Origin of the sequence: Ruegeria arenilitoris, assembly GCF_013032445.1 — a bacterium.
GTDB lineage: Bacteria > Pseudomonadota > Alphaproteobacteria > Rhodobacterales > Rhodobacteraceae > Ruegeria > Ruegeria arenilitoris_F.
Window position 1 is genome coordinate 44056 of sequence record NZ_WQCA01000008.1, and the last position, 15491, is coordinate 59546.

Sequence of the window (15491 nt, forward strand, 5' to 3'; positions counted from 1 at the left end):
GGCTCTCTCCTCCAAAGCTGTGGCCGTCCTTGGCCTGCTGATCAGATTGGGAGCGAGAAAGCCGGTTACAACTTACCTAAGGGAAACTTCATGATTGGTTCACTGAACCCTAAGACGGCTACAACAGGCGGGGCCACAAACCCCGCCTTAACCCATTGTGAGGTTTAGCCTATTCCACCGTTAAACTGCCAGTGATCGTGTTCACAAATTTCTTGGTGTCCGGGTCGGTCAGGGATGAGAATGTCCCTCCGCCCGTTGCGCTCGCCCAATTGCCCGAGCCGCCCGAGACGGTCCAGTCCCCGGTCAAAGCGCCATCCGCACCGAACCCCGAGGCAACCCATGTCATCACCGCCTTTTCCCCTGCGGCAGTGTCGAACACACAATTTCCGGTGCCCGAGACCCCGGCCCCATTGACCAGCAGCGCGCCGAAACACGCGCCTGACGCCCCCTCCAGAGGGTGGCCGGCTGCGACCTCGAAACTGTCATAATTGGTCTGCGTTTTCACCACCGCATGCCCGTCCGCGATACCGTAGACCTCATTCGCATTCATCCCCATGCCCTTGCCTGCGGCGTCATGGGTCTCGGCTACGGCCAGACCTCCGGACAAGCCGAGCGTCAGGGCTGTGGTTGCGGTCGCAATTAAGAACTTGTGCATAATAACCTCTCATTTCTGAGGGGCAGGCGTTGCAAGCATTTGAAAAATAAAACCGCCTGAACGCGGTCCCCCGCGCGGAGGATAACACATTCCGTTCTTTGCGTCTAAACTGGGCGCTCAGCCTTCGAGCTTGCGAGCCACCAGAAACGAGACAGGGAACGCCGCCACAAAGCCAACAACCGCCGCGATCAGCAGAGTTGTCCACGCGGCGTGCCCCATGACCAGCACCGCAATAACCGCGCACCCGGCAAGGGTGGAACCAAGGAAGATGTGAAGGATCAGCGTCAGGGGCGACATGGGGGCCTCGTGTTTTTCAGTGTGTTTCCGGGGACGCTAGTACCGAGGCTGAAAGCGGTCCTTGATCTGGGTCAGACTGCCGGTTGATTTCAGGCAAAATAGCGCGGCGCAATCAGGCCCATGCCAGCGCCGTGCCAACCAGGACAAGGGCAATCCCCACGGCTTCGCGATAAGAGAAGTTTTCGCCAAACAGAAAGTACGAGGCGATGGCGATCAGGATGACTTCGGCCCCCAGAATGCCGGTATAGATGATGCCCAGCCGCTCCTCGCGCAGGGCGGCGAGTTCTAGCGTTGCGGCGGCCAGCAGGGTCGCGACGATCAGCAGGCTGAGGCCAACACCGGGGATTTTCCACCAGAACTTCATCGCGATCATGGCAACGGAATAAAGGCCTGCTGATCCAAAAGCGATAAGGGGAACGAGCGATGTGGACATAGGGGCCTCCTGCACAGGTTGCCGTTAGGTCAACTGTAACAGATGGGCTGATTTACGGCTGTGAGGTGGGTCACAGTTTCAGGTTCCATTCTCGCTTTTCTTCTTGTGTTTTTTTGCCCCCGAACTTGCAGTGATGGGTCGACCTGTTCAAAATTCAATTATTCATATACGACTGGGGAGAGGTGCAATGACAACACTTTGCGAAATAGGTCAAACCGGAGTGCGAATCCCACGAATTGGCTTTGGATCAACCGGTATAGGCAACATTCCACAGATTTACGGTTACGAAGTTGATGAGAATAGGGCGCGCGAGACCATACGTGCCATACTTGCCCGGCCCGACGGGTTTATCGACACCGCCCGAGGCTATGCGTTGGGGCGTAGCGAGGAGCGCATCGGGAGTGTCATCCGTGAACTCGGTGGCTGGCCGAAAGGCCGCGTTCTGTCCACAAAAGTAGACCGTGACATGGAAACGAGTGTTTTCGACGCCGCCCAAGCGCGGCGGTCCTTTGAACAAAGCCTCAAGGCTCTTGAGGTAGATCGCGTGGACATCCTTCATCTGCACGACCCGGAATACGCTGGTGACGTAACTGAGATTACCCGCAGCGGAGGTGCGCTGGACGAATTATTTAAAATTAAAGAGGAAGGATTGGCAACTGCAGTTGGTCTGGCGGGCGGGCAGTTGGATGTGTTGATGCCAATGCTGCGCGAACGGGATTTCGACGTGGTGATGACTCACAACCGGCACACGCTTGTAAACATGAATGCGGCGCCGTTGATCGAACTGGCCAACTCGAAGGACATTACGGTGTTAAACGCAGCGCCTTACTCCGGCGGAATCTTGGCCAGAGGCAGCGCAATCCATCATTTCTACGTCTATCGGCCAGCAACAGAAGAAACGCTCGCACCTGTGCGCGCGGTTGAGGAAATCTGTGCCCGCTATGACGTGCCCCTAGGCGCCTTAGCGCTGCAATTCTCGATGCAGGACGCAAAAATAGCGTCAACGGTGTGTGGAGTGACTTGGCCACAGCATGTTAGACAAACACTCGAATGGGCGGATTGGGATATCCCAAGAGCGGTTTGGAGTGAACTCGCGGAACTTGGTCAGAGTGACGCTGATCCTGAGGCCGTATAGAACCGATCAACGGAGAGGAAGGACAGCCTTAGCTGTCCATCTTCAAAGCTGAAATAAACGCCTCCTGCGGGATATCCACCTTCCCGAACTGGCGCATCTTTTTCTTACCGGCCTTCTGCTTGTCCAGCAGTTTGCGTTTCCGCGTGGCGTCGCCGCCGTAACACTTCGCGGTCACGTCCTTGCGCAGCGCCGAGAGGGTCTCGCGCGCGATGACCTTGCCTCCGATGGCGGCCTGGATCGGGATTTTGAACATGTGGCGCGGGATCAGGTCCTTGAGCTTTTCGCACATCGCCCGCCCCCGCATCTCGGCCCGGTCGCGGTGAACCATGGTCGACAGCGCATCCACAGGCTCGTCATTCACAAGGATCGACATCTTGACCAGCGCGTCCTCACGATACCCGGTCATCTGATAGTCGAACGAGGCATAGCCCTTGGTCACCGATTTCAGGCGGTCGTAGAAGTCGAAGACGACCTCGTTCAGCGGCAGGTCATAGACGACCATGGCGCGGCTGCCCGCATAGGTCAGGTCCATCTGGATGCCGCGGCGGTCCTGACACAGTTTCAGTACGTCGCCCAGGTATTCGTCGGGCACCAGAATGGTCGCCTTGATGCGCGGTTCCTCAAGGTGGTCGACCTTCGACAGATCCGGCATGTCGGCGGGGTTGTGCAGCTCGATCATCTCACCGTCTTTCATGAAGACGTGGTAGATCACCGACGGCGCGGTGGTGATCAGCTCGATATCATATTCGCGTTCGATGCGGTCGCGGATGACCTCAAGGTGCAGCAGGCCGAGGAATCCGCAGCGGAAGCCAAAGCCCAGCGCGGCCGAGGTTTCCATTTCGTACGAGAATGAGGCGTCGTTCAGGGCCAGTTTTTCGATCGCGTCGCGCAGGTCTTCGAATTCGGCGCTGTCCACCGGGAAGAGGCCACAGAACACCACCGGCTGCGCGGGTTTGAAGCCCGGCAGAGCAACCTTAGTTCCGTTACGGTCATTGGTGATGGTGTCACCGACGCGGGTGTCGCGGACCTGTTTGATCGAGGCTGTCAGGAAGCCGATCTCACCGGGGCCAAGGTTGTCGACCATCTCCATCTCGGGACGGAAAACGCCGACCCGGTCCACATGGTGCAGGGTGCCGTTCGACATGAACTTGACCCGCATGCCCTTTTTCAGCGTGCCATCCATGATGCGGACCAGAACGATAACGCCGAGATAGGCGTCGTACCACGAATCCACCAGCATCGCCTTGAGCGGCGCGTCCAGAGTACCCTGCGGAGCGGGCAGATGGGTAACGATGGCCTCAAGCGTTTCGTGGATGCCCTGCCCTGTCTTGGCGCTGACCTGAATGGCGTCGGTCGCGTCTATGCCGATCACATCCTCAATCTGTTCGGCCACACGGTCACAATCGGACGCGGGCAAGTCGATTTTGTTGAGCACCGGCACGATTTCATGGTCGGCGTCGATGGCTTGGTACACGTTCGCCAGCGTCTGCGCCTCGACCCCTTGGGTCGAGTCCACGACCAACAGCGAGCCTTCGACCGCGCGCATGGAGCGGCTGACCTCATAGGCAAAGTCCACGTGGCCGGGGGTGTCGATCAGGTTCAGCACATATTGCTCGCCATTGTCGGCGGTATAGTCGATGCGAACCGTGTTGGCCTTGATGGTGATGCCACGCTCACGCTCGATATCCATGCTGTCGAGCAGCTGTTCCTTCATGTCGCGATCCTTAACCGTTCCGGTCTCTTGGATGAGCCGGTCAGCAAGGGTGGATTTGCCATGGTCGATATGCGCGACGATGGAGAAATTGCGGATATGAGCGAGGTCTGTCATGGATCGGGATATGTCCGTAGATTGGCCCCTCGTCAAGCCGGGAAGCGCGCTGAAAACACACACAGAGCGCGTTATTGGCCAACCGTATTTACAGTAAATTGAGGTCTGAGGGCAATTTTGCTACCAACAAACCCAAACACGACTAAAGAGCAGTATAGAACATGGCAGACTATTCCATCTTTGTGCTTGGTGAAAGTCAGCTGTCGATCTCGTTGGCGCAGGGGCTTGACGGCATAACTCAAGGTGATGGCTCGCACCTTATTAGTCAAACCATCACGATCGACTCGCGCTCGGCCACCGAAGTGTTCATCACCGATGCAGGAAGCGACGCCAGTTTTTCCGATAATGACGGCGATCAGAGATTGGATGGGGATCAAACGATTGACGGGGTATTGTTCACTGATGGCACTCGGGTCGAAGCCGAATATGGCATCACGCTGACGGACGGTGAGAACAACTATCAAGCCGTTGCGTTCAATGTGAACAACTCATCCCCGGCCTATGGAACGGTGGAGGGCCTGGCCTTCATCGGTGGCCCGGGTGCGTTTCCACCGGCCGGTGTGGAACTGATCGTCGTTGGCACGCAGGAAGGACCTAGTTTTGAGGCCGCTGATTATGTCACACCCATTTGTTACAGCCGCGGGACACTGATACGCACTGATCAGGGGGACATTCCGATTGAGAAGATAAACCCTGGCGATAGGGTTTGGACACAGGACGATGGGTATGCCCCTGTACGGTGGATCGGATCGCAGAGCGTGATCGCGACGGGGCGCTTCAGAATGGTTGAAATCCCCGGCGGTGTGCTTTCGAACTTTGCACCGCTTTTCGTGTCGCAACAGCACAGGCTGCTTTTCACCCATTCCCTTGCCGAACTGCATTTTGGCATGTCCGAGGTTTTTGTTCCGGCCATCAGTTTTGTGGACGTCGGCCTCGCCGGGCTGTCGGGCGAAAAAACGACCTGCTATCATCACCTTCTGTTGGATCAGCACTCGGTAATCAAAGCCAACGGCGCGGCTTCTGAAAGCCTCCTTGCGACGCCCTTGGGCGCGAGTGATGACCCTGACGCTCTCTTTTTCCCCGATCTCGCCGTGCAAAACTCACACGCGACGCAGACTGCCAGGCTGGCCCTGAGACGTCGCGACGCCACGTTTTTACTGCAGAAAATCTTGTCCATTGATCCAAGGGGCCGTTTGATTCATACTCCCGCCCAGACCGAGAGAGACGATAGATTTCTCCGGGCAGGCAAAAACGAGGCTCGAGCATGAAACAGTTCCTCCTAATCGCACTCTGTGCCACGTCGATCTCGACCGTGGTACCGCAGGCTGTCGAGGCGGCACAAATCAAACGCGCATGTCTGGCGTCCGACCGTACGGCAGCAACACGTGACCGGTGCAGCTGCATCCAGCGTGTCGCCAATCAGGCGCTTACCCGCAGCGATCAAAAAACGGTCGCCAAGTGGTTTACCGACCCCCATCAGGCGCAAGAATTGAAGATGTCGCAAACCGCACACGATGATGCGCTGTGGGATCGGTATCGGAACTTCGGCCAGATGGCGCAGGCGATCTGCAGCTAAGCTAATCTCAATCCTTGACCTGATCCGCACTGCGCCCCAGAAAAGGCGCAGCGAAAGGGATATCTGATGGTTATGAAAGGGCTGACCCTGCGCGGGCTCGAAGTGTTCGAGGCCTTAGCGCGGACGGGATCGGTGGCGCAAGCCGCCGAGATCACGGGGCTCAGCCAGCCTTCGGTGTCTCAGCAATTGCGCAATCTGGAAAACGCTCTGGGGACCGAATTGGTCGATCACGGACGCCGCCCGATGCGGCTGACGCAGGCGGGGCGCAGCTTTCTGGCCCGGACCGAGGCGGTGCTGGCCGAGTTGCAGATGGCCCAGAGCGAGTTGACCGTGATGGATTTGGGGCACCTGACCACCCTGTCGATTGGGTTGATCGACGATTTCGACAATGACCTGACCCCACGGCTGGCAACTCTTCTGGCCGACAGTTTGACCCGTTCGAACTTCAAGCTGCTCACCCTGCCCAGCCTGGATTTGTTCGAAGAGCTTGAGGCCCAGCGCCTGCATCTGATGGTGTCGGCTCATTCCGGTGAGGTGCTGGAGGGCGTGGTCGAATACCCATTGGTGCAGGATCCGTTCATTCTGGTGACGCCCAAAGGCGTTGAGAACGCCGTTCAGGACCTGCCCTTTCTCCGCTATGCCCGCGAACAACTGATCAGCCGCCAGATCGAGGCTCATCTGGCCCGGCAGCGACTGGAATACGAAGAGCGGTTCGAAATCGGCTCGCATCTGGCCCTGATGGCGATGGTCGCGCGCGGCCTTGGCTGGGCCATCACAACTCCGTTGGGTTATATGCGAGCCACTCGTTTCCATGACGCGCTCGAAGCCCACCCCGCCCCTTTCGGAGACTTTGCGCGCACGATTTCCCTGTTCACTCGCACCGACTGGTCCGATCAGGTTCCTCAAGAAGTCGCGGGCATGATGCGTCGCCTGATGCGCAACCAGATCGTCGATCCGGCACTGGCGCAGTTGCCATGGCTCACCGACCGCCTGAAGGTGATGGGTTAAGCCCGCAAGTACGCGCCGAGCCCTGCGACCGCGGCCTCAATCAGGTCCAACGCCCCGTCGAAATCCCGCGTATAATAGGGGTCAGGCACATGATCAGCCCCTGTCTGAGGCGCGAAATCGGTCAGCATGCGCACCGGAGTATCGTTTCCTGCGGGTCGCAAGGCTTCGATGTTTTTGATGTTCTCAGCGTCCATACCGACGATCAGGTCGAACCGGTTAAAATCCTCGGCCTCGAATTGCCGCGCCCGCAGATCGCTCAGGTCGATACCCCGCGCTCGCGCCGCCGCCTGCATCGGCCCATAAGGCGGCTCGCCGATATGCCAGCCCGAGGTCCCGGCACTGTCGGTCTGACAATCAGGCACCCGGGCGCGAAACACGCCCTCGGCGGCGGGAGAACGGCAGATATTGCCCAGACAGACAAAGAGGATACGGTGGGTCATGGGCAAAGGTGTAACGCGTGAGGCCAAGATGGAAAAGATCGTCATTCTGACAGGGGCCGGAATCTCCGCCGAAAGCGGGCTGGGTACATTCCGCGACGAAGACGGTCTTTGGGCCAAACACCGCATCGAAGATGTCGCCACGCCCGAAGGCTTTGCCCGCGACCCGGCATTGGTTCACGGGTTTTACAATGCCCGCCGGGTGCAGGCTGCCGAGGCCCCACCGAACGAGGCGCACAAGGCGCTAGCCCGTCTGCAACGAGATTTTCGTGGAGAAGTGGTGATCGTCACCCAAAATGTTGACAGCCTGCACGAGGCCGGCGGCGCTCAAAACTTGATCCACATGCATGGCACGCTGGCCGGGGCGCTCTGTGCGGCATGTGGGCATCGTTGGACCTCGCCCCCCGAAATGGTAGTGGGTGAGCGTTGTCCGGCGTGCAACATTCCTTCGGCGCGACCGGATGTAGTTTGGTTTGGCGAGATGCCGTATCACATGGACGCAATCTACGACCATTTGGCCAGTGCGACTCTGTTCGCGGCGATCGGCACCTCCGGCCAGGTTTATCCCGCCGCCGCCTTCGTGCACGAGGCCCGTATGAGCGGCGCACAAACCGTCGAGCTAAACCTCGCCCCCTCGGATGGGGCGTCCAGTTTTGATCAAGTCATCCTCGGCCCCGCGTCAGAAACCGTCCCGAGCTGGGTAGAGGGATTACTGGGGTAGCCCTGATCGTAATCTCCGCAGACAGCAACGGATTTTCCTGTTTATAATGAAAGCCTAACACGCCGGGAGAGCATCATGACAGACCCCCAGTTTCCACGCGAAGAAATCCTGGACGACGGCAGCCTGGACGGCCGCGATTCGTTGGGAGACCAATTAGCAGGGCTGTGGTGGACGTTTCTTCTGCGCGGCATTCTGGCCGGGGCGTTGGGCATTGCAGCGCTGTTTTGGCCAACGGGCAGCATCTCACTCTTGCTGCGGCTTGTCGGGCTGTTACTGATTTTCGACGGCGGCCTGACTCTGCTGGGCTTCGGCCGGCGCGGATTGATCGGCGGTGTGGGTATCGGCGCCCTGCTAATCGGACTGGTGCTGTTGATCTGGCCCGAGGGCGTGGCCCGGCTGGCCTTTTTCCTTCTGGGTGCGTGGGCACTGATCATGGGGATCGGTTCTCTGATGGCCTGGCGACAGATGTCGAATCAACACCCCGATGCCGCTTCGGTCCGCAATTCAGGGGTTGTAGCGCTGATAATCGGGCTGGTGCTTATCTTCTGGCCCGGTGGCGGCATGGTGGCGCTTGGCTGGGCGATCGCCTTCGGAGCACTGGCCGTCTCAGCCGTGATGTTCTGGCTGACCGCTCGGTTCAAGCGCGCCCATGACCGCGTGGCGATGCGGGTGGTCAATCGCTGATCCATCCACCCGAACGCAAACAGGCCGGGCAAAGCCCGACCTGACACATGGATGACGGCCGCAGAGCGGCTCGAAGACAGGCGTAGCCTCAGTTCGAATGCGAATGCGATCCGTGGCCACCTTTGTCCTGACGCTCCAGATCGACAGGAACCTCGATCTCGATCTCGCCCGCCTTCTCAAAGATCAGGGTCACGGGAACCGTCGCACCCTGCTCGAACGGAGCGGTCAGGCCCATGAACATCACATGGTCGCCACCTCGTTTTAGCATGTGGGTTTCGCCGGCCGGAATAACAAAGCCTTCCTCAACATGCACCATCTTGGCCACGCCATTGTCATCGACTTGGTGAGTATGCAGTTCGACCCGAGCAGCCGCGTCCGATTCCGCACCGATCAACCGATCGTCAGCTTCCCCGGTGTTCTGGATATTCATGAAGGCCGCGCCTGCCTTGGCCGATTTACCCGACGATCGGGCATAAGCGTCATCAACGGAAATTGCATCCTGTGCAAATGCAGTTGTGGCCAGAGTTGCAGCAGCCAATGTGGCCAACAGTTTGGATTTGAGGGACATTGCGCCTCTCCTTGCTTAGATATCTGATAGGAAAAAGAAAGTTCTTAGAAATGGTCGGGAGGCGCACGCGCTGGCCTGTTAGGAACCGGAAGAGCGATTAAGTTCTCGACCTTACGCAGGGGCGCGGGCCGTCCTGTCTCCGGTGCCTCGGGCAAACCAGGTGATGCGACTGCAATCGCCCCCAGCAGTGTCAGCGCATAATCGGGACAGAAATGCGGGGGATGCGTTGGTTGGCCCTCGGCGTCCATATAGACCACCGCCGGACCGGAACCGGTGCACAGCACCATCTGCCCCACCGCTCTGTCCATCCCGCGCGATGCGGCCACCCCCTGCCCCGTCAGAAAAACGAGCAGCGACAGTGCTATAGGCAGAAATCTGTTCAGAGCGGCTTTCATGCTGCGCCAGATATAGGCCGGACGCAAAGCGGGCTTCAAGTGCATTCGAATACGCTTGAAGCCCGCAATGAAGAGTTTAGTGTCAGCTATCCACGCCGGGACGTTTGACAGACCCTTTGGTCAGGCTCGTATGCAACCTGTTCACCTGTCGTTGCATCCGAAAGCATGTCCCAAACGATTTGCCAACAAAGGCAGCCAACAGGGAGAGATTTTCAGATAGTTTGAAAGACATGAAATAGAACTCCGTCAGATGAATATGAATAAACATAAAACAGGCAGAGCAAATAGTATGTGAACAATGTCACCAAAAGAGGAATTTTAGTTCCACTTCACGAACAGCTTACGCAAGAAAAAACCCTGCACCTTGCGGTACAGGGTTGAATTCTTTGCAAGTAAAAAGGGCTTAGGCCGAGGCTTGTGCCTTGGCAATTTCCTTTTTCACTTTCAGCGCGTTCGAGGACAGTTCTTCGTCCTTAGCTTTTGCCAGGAACGCGTCCAGACCACCGCGGTGATCAACCGAACGCAAAGCAGCCGCCGAGATGCGCAGCTTGACGCCACGGCCCAGAGCTTCGGACTGCAGGGTAACGTCGTTCAGGTTGGGCAGAAAACGACGACGAGTTCTGTTTTTGGCGTGGCTGACATTGTTGCCAGTCATCGGGCCTTTTCCGGTCAGTTCGCAACGGCGCGACATGGTTTCTTCCTTTGTTTCTGGAGGCCCGGTGTGATACCCGCGGCCAAATCACAAGGGGCGCAACCCGAAGTCGCGCCCGAAAACTGGTTGGATGCGTGTAGTGGGAATCGCCGGAAGGGTCAAGACGGATCGCGCGAATTCTTTAAACCGACGTCACTGACAGGGTGAATCTTCGTCCGCAACAGCGGTTTGTTGTTCTTTCTGTGCCGCTCCAACAGGTGCGCCTGCTGCCGTCCGCGTGGAATAAGACGCGCAGGCCTCGGTATTAGTCTCATTTCGATCAGTTCAGGAAAAATCTCAAAAATCTCGCGCCTTGCGTCCGCGCCAAGGGATTTTAAGGCCTCAATCCCAGTAAACAGGCTTTCGGTCGGGGCATTTTCGGCGAAGATCACCTGATGACAATCAAACAACAGGTGAAAATACTCAACCTCTTTCACAGTCTCATCAACGAAAATCCCAGGCAAAACGATCAATTTGATCGCCGGGACTAACACTTCGGGCGTACCGAACATACGTTCTGCGATCTTTGACTGGACCAGCATCCGGTGTTGACGCGAAACCAACAAGTCCCGACTGGGTAACCCGTTGCCCAGCGCACCGGCTAGAATGCGTACCGGCCAAAGGCGCGGATTCTTCAGCAATTCAGACCGGTCAAATCTGCGGCGGCCGATCCACCGAATACGTTGTGATCCGTGCTCCATCGTGGGGATCATGTCCCCTATCCGCAGCGCCTGAATCAAACGCTCTCTATCCTGTGTCAGGATCAAGGTATCGCGGGTGAAACACGGAACTCCCGAGCCGTTCTCAAACGCCGAATAGGTCACCACAATGCCGGATGGCAGGGTAAATGTCCCACTGGACACCGAATAGCCGACACCATCCTCGACAGTAATGGTGCCGAAAGTGCTGTCGTTGATGACTGTCCCCACCGGCAGGTTCAGTGTATCCGTTCCGCTGCCACCACGAATATCGCCGCCAACGGAAGTACTTCTGAAATTCAGGGTGTCATTGCCGCCGCCCAGCCGAATAGAGCCGACAGTCGAACCGCTTATGTCAACGGTGTCTGCATCCGAACCCGACGCAATGCGACCGCCGACAGTGCTATTGGTGACAGTTATGGTGTCACTTCCGGCGTTGCCGATCACGTTTTCGGCGATAACGCTATTGGTGACGTTTATGTCGTCGTCACCGCCCCGCCCCCGAATATTGTCAATCGGAGACCCTTGCGGACTTCCATTCAGAGACCCGCTATTGCCTGTAACGTCGATATCGTCGTCGCTATTTGTTCCAGTTATTCTGGGCATTTGGACCGGTCCGGTACATCAGGGGCACCAGAATATCACGTTTCCACGCCAACGTCAGTCCACAACACAACTTTAGGCAGAGATCCTGTCAAGCCTTAGCCAGTCAGTGCGCTGAACGGGGAATGAGTGAGGACAGCATGGTTTCAGCAGCCGCCGAGGGGCTCAGCCCGCCTGCTCTCACTTGCGCACCCAATTGTTCCATATCGGCCCGCGCCTGAGCGGTGGACAATTGCGCCAGCAGGGCAGCACGCACCTCCTGCTCAAACCAGTACTGCGCCTGGGTCGCCCGGTTCGTTTCCCAGTGACCCAGATCCCGGCGAGATTGGGTGAGGGACTGCATCTCGGCCCACGCGCCCTCCAGCCCGTGCTCCTCGACCGCCGAGACTGTCATCGCCTTGGGGAACCCCTCTGGGTCTTGCGGGCGTTTGCGCAGCAGGCGCAGAGCACCCGCGTAGTCGGCACAGGTGCGAGTGGCGGTGGCCTTCAGGTCTCCGTCCGCCTTGTTGACCAGAATCATGTCGGCCATCTCCATGATGCCGCGTTTGACGCCCTGCAGCTCATCGCCACCCGCCGGGGCAAGCAGCAGCAGGAACAGGTCCGACATTTCGGACACCACGGTCTCCGACTGACCCACGCCCACGGTTTCGATCAGAACCACGTCAAAGGCCGCTGCTTCACACAGGGCAATCGCCTCGCGCGTGCGGCGGGCGACACCACCCAGATGCGATTGGCTGGGCGACGGGCGGATAAAGGCATTTTTCTCGCGGCTCAGACGCTCCATCCGGGTTTTGTCTCCCAGAATCGAACCTCCCGACCGGGCAGAACTGGGATCGACCGCCAGAACCGCAACGCGCAGCCCTTCCCCGATCAACATCATGCCGAAGCTTTCGATAAAGGTGGACTTGCCCACTCCCGGCGTCCCCGACAGACCAATGCGCAAGGATTGTCGTTGGGACTTGGCAACATGGGTCAACAGCTCGGTTGCCTGCGCCCGGTGATCATCGCGGCCGCTTTCGACCAGAGTGATCGCCCGTGCCAGCGCGCGGCGCTCGCCATTCAAAATCCTGTCGCCCAGCTCAGCGGTATTCATGCGCGTCCCTTACCCGATTTTCGCCTTGATGGCGTAGCGGAACGGGGTTTGTCCAGTGCCAAGCACCATGAGAATTGCCGCAGCCTGTCGGAACTGGACCTTGCCGGACGGTTGGCGGATAAAGCCCGCATGACACGCCTGCCCATCGACGACGCCATCCCCGACCTGCTCGCAGCCCTCAAAGCCTCGGGCCGCGCTGTGCTGCAGGCGCCTCCGGGTGCGGGCAAGACAACACGGGTGCCGCTGGCGATGCTTGAAGCGGGCGTGTGCGACGGCAAGATCGTGATGCTGGAACCGCGCCGGTTGGCCGCGCGCGCCGCCGCAGAACGGATGGCGGAAACACTGGGCCAACGCGCGGGCGAGACGGTCGGTTACCGCGTACGCGGCGACGCCAAGGTTTCAAAATCCACGCGGATCGAAGTTGTCACCGAGGGCATTCTGACCCGGATGCTGCAATCCGAGCCCGACCTGCCGGGCGTTGGTGCGGTGATCTTTGACGAATTCCACGAACGGTCCCTGAACGCCGATCTGGGACTGGCGTTGTGCCTAGAGGTCACCGGCGCTCTGCGCGATGATCTGATCCTGCTGGCTATGTCCGCAACGCTGGATGCTGAACCGGTGGGCCGGCTGATGGAGGCGCCTCTGGTGACCTCCGAAGGGCGCAGTTATCCGGTTGAAACGCGTTGGCTGAACCGTCTTTTGGGGGCGCAGGCAAGGCGGCTGGACGCTCTGGTCGATCTGGTGATTCAGGCCGAGCGGGATACGCGCAAAACCGGCGGAGGGATACTAGTGTTCCTGCCCGGTGAAGGCGAAATCCGGCGGGCCGAGGCCGCCTTGTCCGGGCGTTTATCCGGCGATTGCGTAGTAAGGCCCCTGTTCGGCGCGATGCCCTTCGCCGCCCAGCGCGCCGCAATTGCGCCTGTTGAATCAGGCCGCAAAGTGGTGCTCGCTACGTCGATCGCCGAGACCTCGCTGACCATTCCCGACATCCGCGTAGTGGTCGACATGGGCCAAGCACGGCGGGCGCGGTTCGATCCGGGCTCGGGCATGTCGCGGTTGGTGACCGAGCGCGTAACACGGGCCGAGGCCACCCAGCGCGCGGGCCGCGCCGGACGTGTCGCCGAAGGGGTCTGCTATCGGCTGTGGTCCAAGGGCGAAGAGGGTGCTTTGGCCGCCTATCCCCCGGCCGAGATCGAAGCCGCCGACCTGACCGGACTGGCGCTGGAACTGGCGCTGTGGGGCGCAGAACCGAGCGATCTGGCCTTCCTGACACCGCCCCCTGAAGGCACCATGGCTGAGGCTAAAGCCCTGCTGAACATGCTCGGCGCGCTGGATACCAAAGGGCGGATCACCGAACACGGGCGCGCGCTGGCCGCGCTGCCTCTGCACCCGCGTCTGGGGCATATGCTGGAACGCGTCGGGCGGGACGCTGCGCCATTAGCCGCGCTGATGGCCGAACGCGATCCGCTTAAAGGTGCCCCGGCAGATATGCTGCTACGGCTGGAAGCGCTGCGCGACGTACGCGCGTTTCAGCGCAATCGAGTCTGGCAGGTAAACGCGGGTGCCTTAGATCGGATCAAGGCTGAGGCCAAACGGCTGCGTACCAAAGGCAACGCCACCGATCTGAGCCCTGCCTCGGTGGCCGCGCTGGCCTATCCCGACCGGATCGGGCAACGCCGCAAGGGTGACGTGCCACGCTATGTCCTGTCCGGCGGCAAAGGGGTCGTGCTGGTTGCTGGCGATACTCTGGCCGCCGCGCCCTATCTGGTGGTCACGGATACCGACGGCAACCCGCGTGAGGCGCGCGTGCGAATGGCTGCCCAGATCTCGGAACGCGAAATTCGTGACCTGTTTGCGGATCAGATCGACTGGGTCGACAGTTGTGAGTGGTCAAAACGTAACCGGAGGGTGGTGGCGCGCCAACAAGAGCGGCTCGGCGCAATCACTCTGAGCGACCGCATCTGGAAAGACGTCCCTGACGATGCGGTAGCGCAAGCCATGCTGGACGGTGTGCGCGATCTTAGTCTGCGGCTGGGCGACGCTGCGGCACGTTTTGCCGCCCGCGTAGAATTGGTACGGGCCGAGGGCGCGGACCTGCCCGATTTCACCATCGAGGGACTGACAGATACCCTAGAAGACTGGTTGCTGCCGACGCTCTCAAACGTGCGCAATGCCGAGGAGTGGAAGCGGTTCGACCTGTTGCCCGCCCTGCGTGCCCGGCTGGACTGGAACCAGACGCAAGAGTTGGACCGCCGTGCGCCGGGATCATTTGAGACACCGCTGGGGCGAAAGGTGCCGATTGATTACGGCGGCGCGGTGCCTGAAATATCGGTGCGTCTGCAAGAGCTGTTCGGTGTCACACGGCACCCTGTCGTAGGGGGTGAGGCGCTGAAAATCACTCTGCTGTCCCCGGCGCAGCGACCAATCCAGATCACCCGCGACCTGCCCGGTTTCTGGGCGGGGTCTTATGCCGACGTCCGCAAGGATATGCGCGCGCAATATCCCAAACACCCCTGGCCCGAGGATCCGACCCAGGCCGATCCCACCCTGCGCGCCAAGCGGCGGGGACAAAACCGCGATTGACCATTTGTTCAGAGTTTTCGACGAAGACTCCAAGCCGATGAAAGCGCAGGAAATTCAGAGGGTCTCATTGAAGACATCGCGCGTTG

The 15491-nt window shown here is 59.3% G+C and carries 17 protein-coding genes; 7 read left to right on the forward strand and 10 right to left on the reverse strand.

Annotation, left to right across the window (positions count from 1 at the left end; translation table 11 throughout):
* Nucleotides 1-169 precede the first annotated feature (169 nt).
* The 3 genes from GOW98_RS12860 to GOW98_RS12870 all read right to left on the reverse strand — a co-directional run bounded on the left by GOW98_RS12860 (nucleotide 170) and on the right by GOW98_RS12870 (nucleotide 1385).
* Nucleotides 170-655, reverse strand: coding sequence for a hypothetical protein (locus GOW98_RS12860; RefSeq protein WP_170332612.1), 486 nt, complete (start codon nucleotides 653-655; stop codon nucleotides 170-172).
* A gap of 117 nt (nucleotides 656-772) precedes the next feature.
* Nucleotides 773-952, reverse strand: coding sequence for a CTP synthetase (locus GOW98_RS12865; protein WP_170332614.1), 180 nt, complete (start codon nucleotides 950-952; stop codon nucleotides 773-775).
* A gap of 112 nt (nucleotides 953-1064) precedes the next feature.
* Nucleotides 1065-1385, reverse strand: a complete 321-nt coding sequence (locus GOW98_RS12870) for a hypothetical protein (RefSeq protein WP_170332616.1) — start codon at nucleotides 1383-1385, stop codon at nucleotides 1065-1067.
* A 187-nt stretch (nucleotides 1386-1572) separates the two neighbouring features.
* Between GOW98_RS12870 and GOW98_RS12875 the strand changes: the two genes are divergently transcribed.
* Complete coding sequence (locus tag GOW98_RS12875; RefSeq protein WP_170332618.1) at nucleotides 1573-2520, forward strand: aldo/keto reductase; 948 nt, start codon at nucleotides 1573-1575, stop codon at nucleotides 2518-2520.
* Nucleotides 2521-2548: 28 nt separating this feature from the next.
* Here the strand turns inward: GOW98_RS12875 and lepA are convergent, their stop codons facing one another.
* A complete protein-coding gene (lepA, locus tag GOW98_RS12880; protein ID WP_170332620.1) occupies nucleotides 2549-4348 on the reverse strand; it encodes a translation elongation factor 4 in 1800 nt (599 codons plus the stop codon).
* Between the two features lie 161 nt (nucleotides 4349-4509).
* Between lepA and GOW98_RS12885 the strand changes: the two genes are divergently transcribed.
* From GOW98_RS12885 to GOW98_RS12895, 3 genes are all read left to right on the forward strand, one after another.
* The gene (locus tag GOW98_RS12885) at nucleotides 4510-5616 is read left to right on the forward strand and encodes a Hint domain-containing protein (protein ID WP_170332622.1); all 1107 of its coding nucleotides are present in this window, start codon (nucleotides 4510-4512) and stop codon (nucleotides 5614-5616) included.
* A complete protein-coding gene (locus tag GOW98_RS12890; protein WP_170332623.1) occupies nucleotides 5613-5924 on the forward strand; it encodes a hypothetical protein in 312 nt (103 codons plus the stop codon). Before GOW98_RS12885 ends, GOW98_RS12890 begins: the two co-directional genes overlap by 4 nt.
* 66 nt (nucleotides 5925-5990) lie before the next feature.
* Nucleotides 5991-6932 (forward strand): LysR family transcriptional regulator, encoded by a 942-nt coding sequence (locus GOW98_RS12895; RefSeq protein ID WP_170332625.1) that lies wholly within the window; start codon nucleotides 5991-5993, stop codon nucleotides 6930-6932.
* Here GOW98_RS12895 and GOW98_RS12900 read toward each other — a convergent pair.
* Nucleotides 6929-7372 (reverse strand): low molecular weight protein-tyrosine-phosphatase, encoded by a 444-nt coding sequence (locus tag GOW98_RS12900; RefSeq protein WP_170332627.1) that lies wholly within the window; start codon nucleotides 7370-7372, stop codon nucleotides 6929-6931. The genes GOW98_RS12895 and GOW98_RS12900 overlap by 4 nt on opposite strands.
* Before the next feature lie 28 nt (nucleotides 7373-7400).
* Between GOW98_RS12900 and GOW98_RS12905 the strand changes: the two genes are divergently transcribed.
* The gene (locus GOW98_RS12905; protein WP_170333054.1) at nucleotides 7401-8090 is read left to right on the forward strand and encodes an NAD-dependent deacylase; all 690 of its coding nucleotides are present in this window, start codon (nucleotides 7401-7403) and stop codon (nucleotides 8088-8090) included.
* A gap of 75 nt (nucleotides 8091-8165) precedes the next feature.
* A complete protein-coding gene (locus GOW98_RS12910; RefSeq protein ID WP_170332629.1) occupies nucleotides 8166-8774 on the forward strand; it encodes an HdeD family acid-resistance protein in 609 nt (202 codons plus the stop codon).
* 88 nt (nucleotides 8775-8862) lie between these two features.
* On the opposite strand, the gene GOW98_RS12915 is transcribed toward GOW98_RS12910, so the two are convergent.
* The 5 genes from GOW98_RS12915 to meaB form a co-directional block, all read right to left on the reverse strand.
* Nucleotides 8863-9342, reverse strand: a complete 480-nt coding sequence (locus tag GOW98_RS12915) for a copper chaperone PCu(A)C (protein WP_170332631.1) — start codon at nucleotides 9340-9342, stop codon at nucleotides 8863-8865.
* Nucleotides 9343-9386: 44 nt separating this feature from the next.
* Nucleotides 9387-9782: a hypothetical protein gene (locus tag GOW98_RS12920; RefSeq protein ID WP_254437997.1), complete on the reverse strand. Its 396-nt coding sequence runs from the start codon at nucleotides 9780-9782 to the stop codon at nucleotides 9387-9389.
* Between the two features lie 358 nt (nucleotides 9783-10140).
* Nucleotides 10141-10428, reverse strand: coding sequence for a 50S ribosomal protein L28 (gene rpmB / locus GOW98_RS12925; RefSeq protein ID WP_170332632.1), 288 nt, complete (start codon nucleotides 10426-10428; stop codon nucleotides 10141-10143).
* A gap of 119 nt (nucleotides 10429-10547) precedes the next feature.
* Nucleotides 10548-11732, reverse strand: coding sequence for a Hint domain-containing protein (locus tag GOW98_RS12930; RefSeq protein ID WP_170332633.1), 1185 nt, complete (start codon nucleotides 11730-11732; stop codon nucleotides 10548-10550).
* 103 nt (nucleotides 11733-11835) lie between these two features.
* Nucleotides 11836-12822 carry a methylmalonyl Co-A mutase-associated GTPase MeaB gene (meaB, locus tag GOW98_RS12935; protein WP_170332634.1) on the reverse strand — a complete coding sequence of 329 codons (987 nt, stop codon included), beginning with the start codon at nucleotides 12820-12822 and terminating at the stop codon, nucleotides 11836-11838.
* Between the two features lie 129 nt (nucleotides 12823-12951).
* Between meaB and hrpB the strand changes: the two genes are divergently transcribed.
* On the forward strand, nucleotides 12952-15405 hold the full coding sequence (gene hrpB, locus GOW98_RS12940) for an ATP-dependent helicase HrpB (RefSeq protein WP_170333058.1): 2454 nt from the start codon (nucleotides 12952-12954) through the stop codon (nucleotides 15403-15405).
* Nucleotides 15406-15491: the final 86 nt, after the last annotated feature.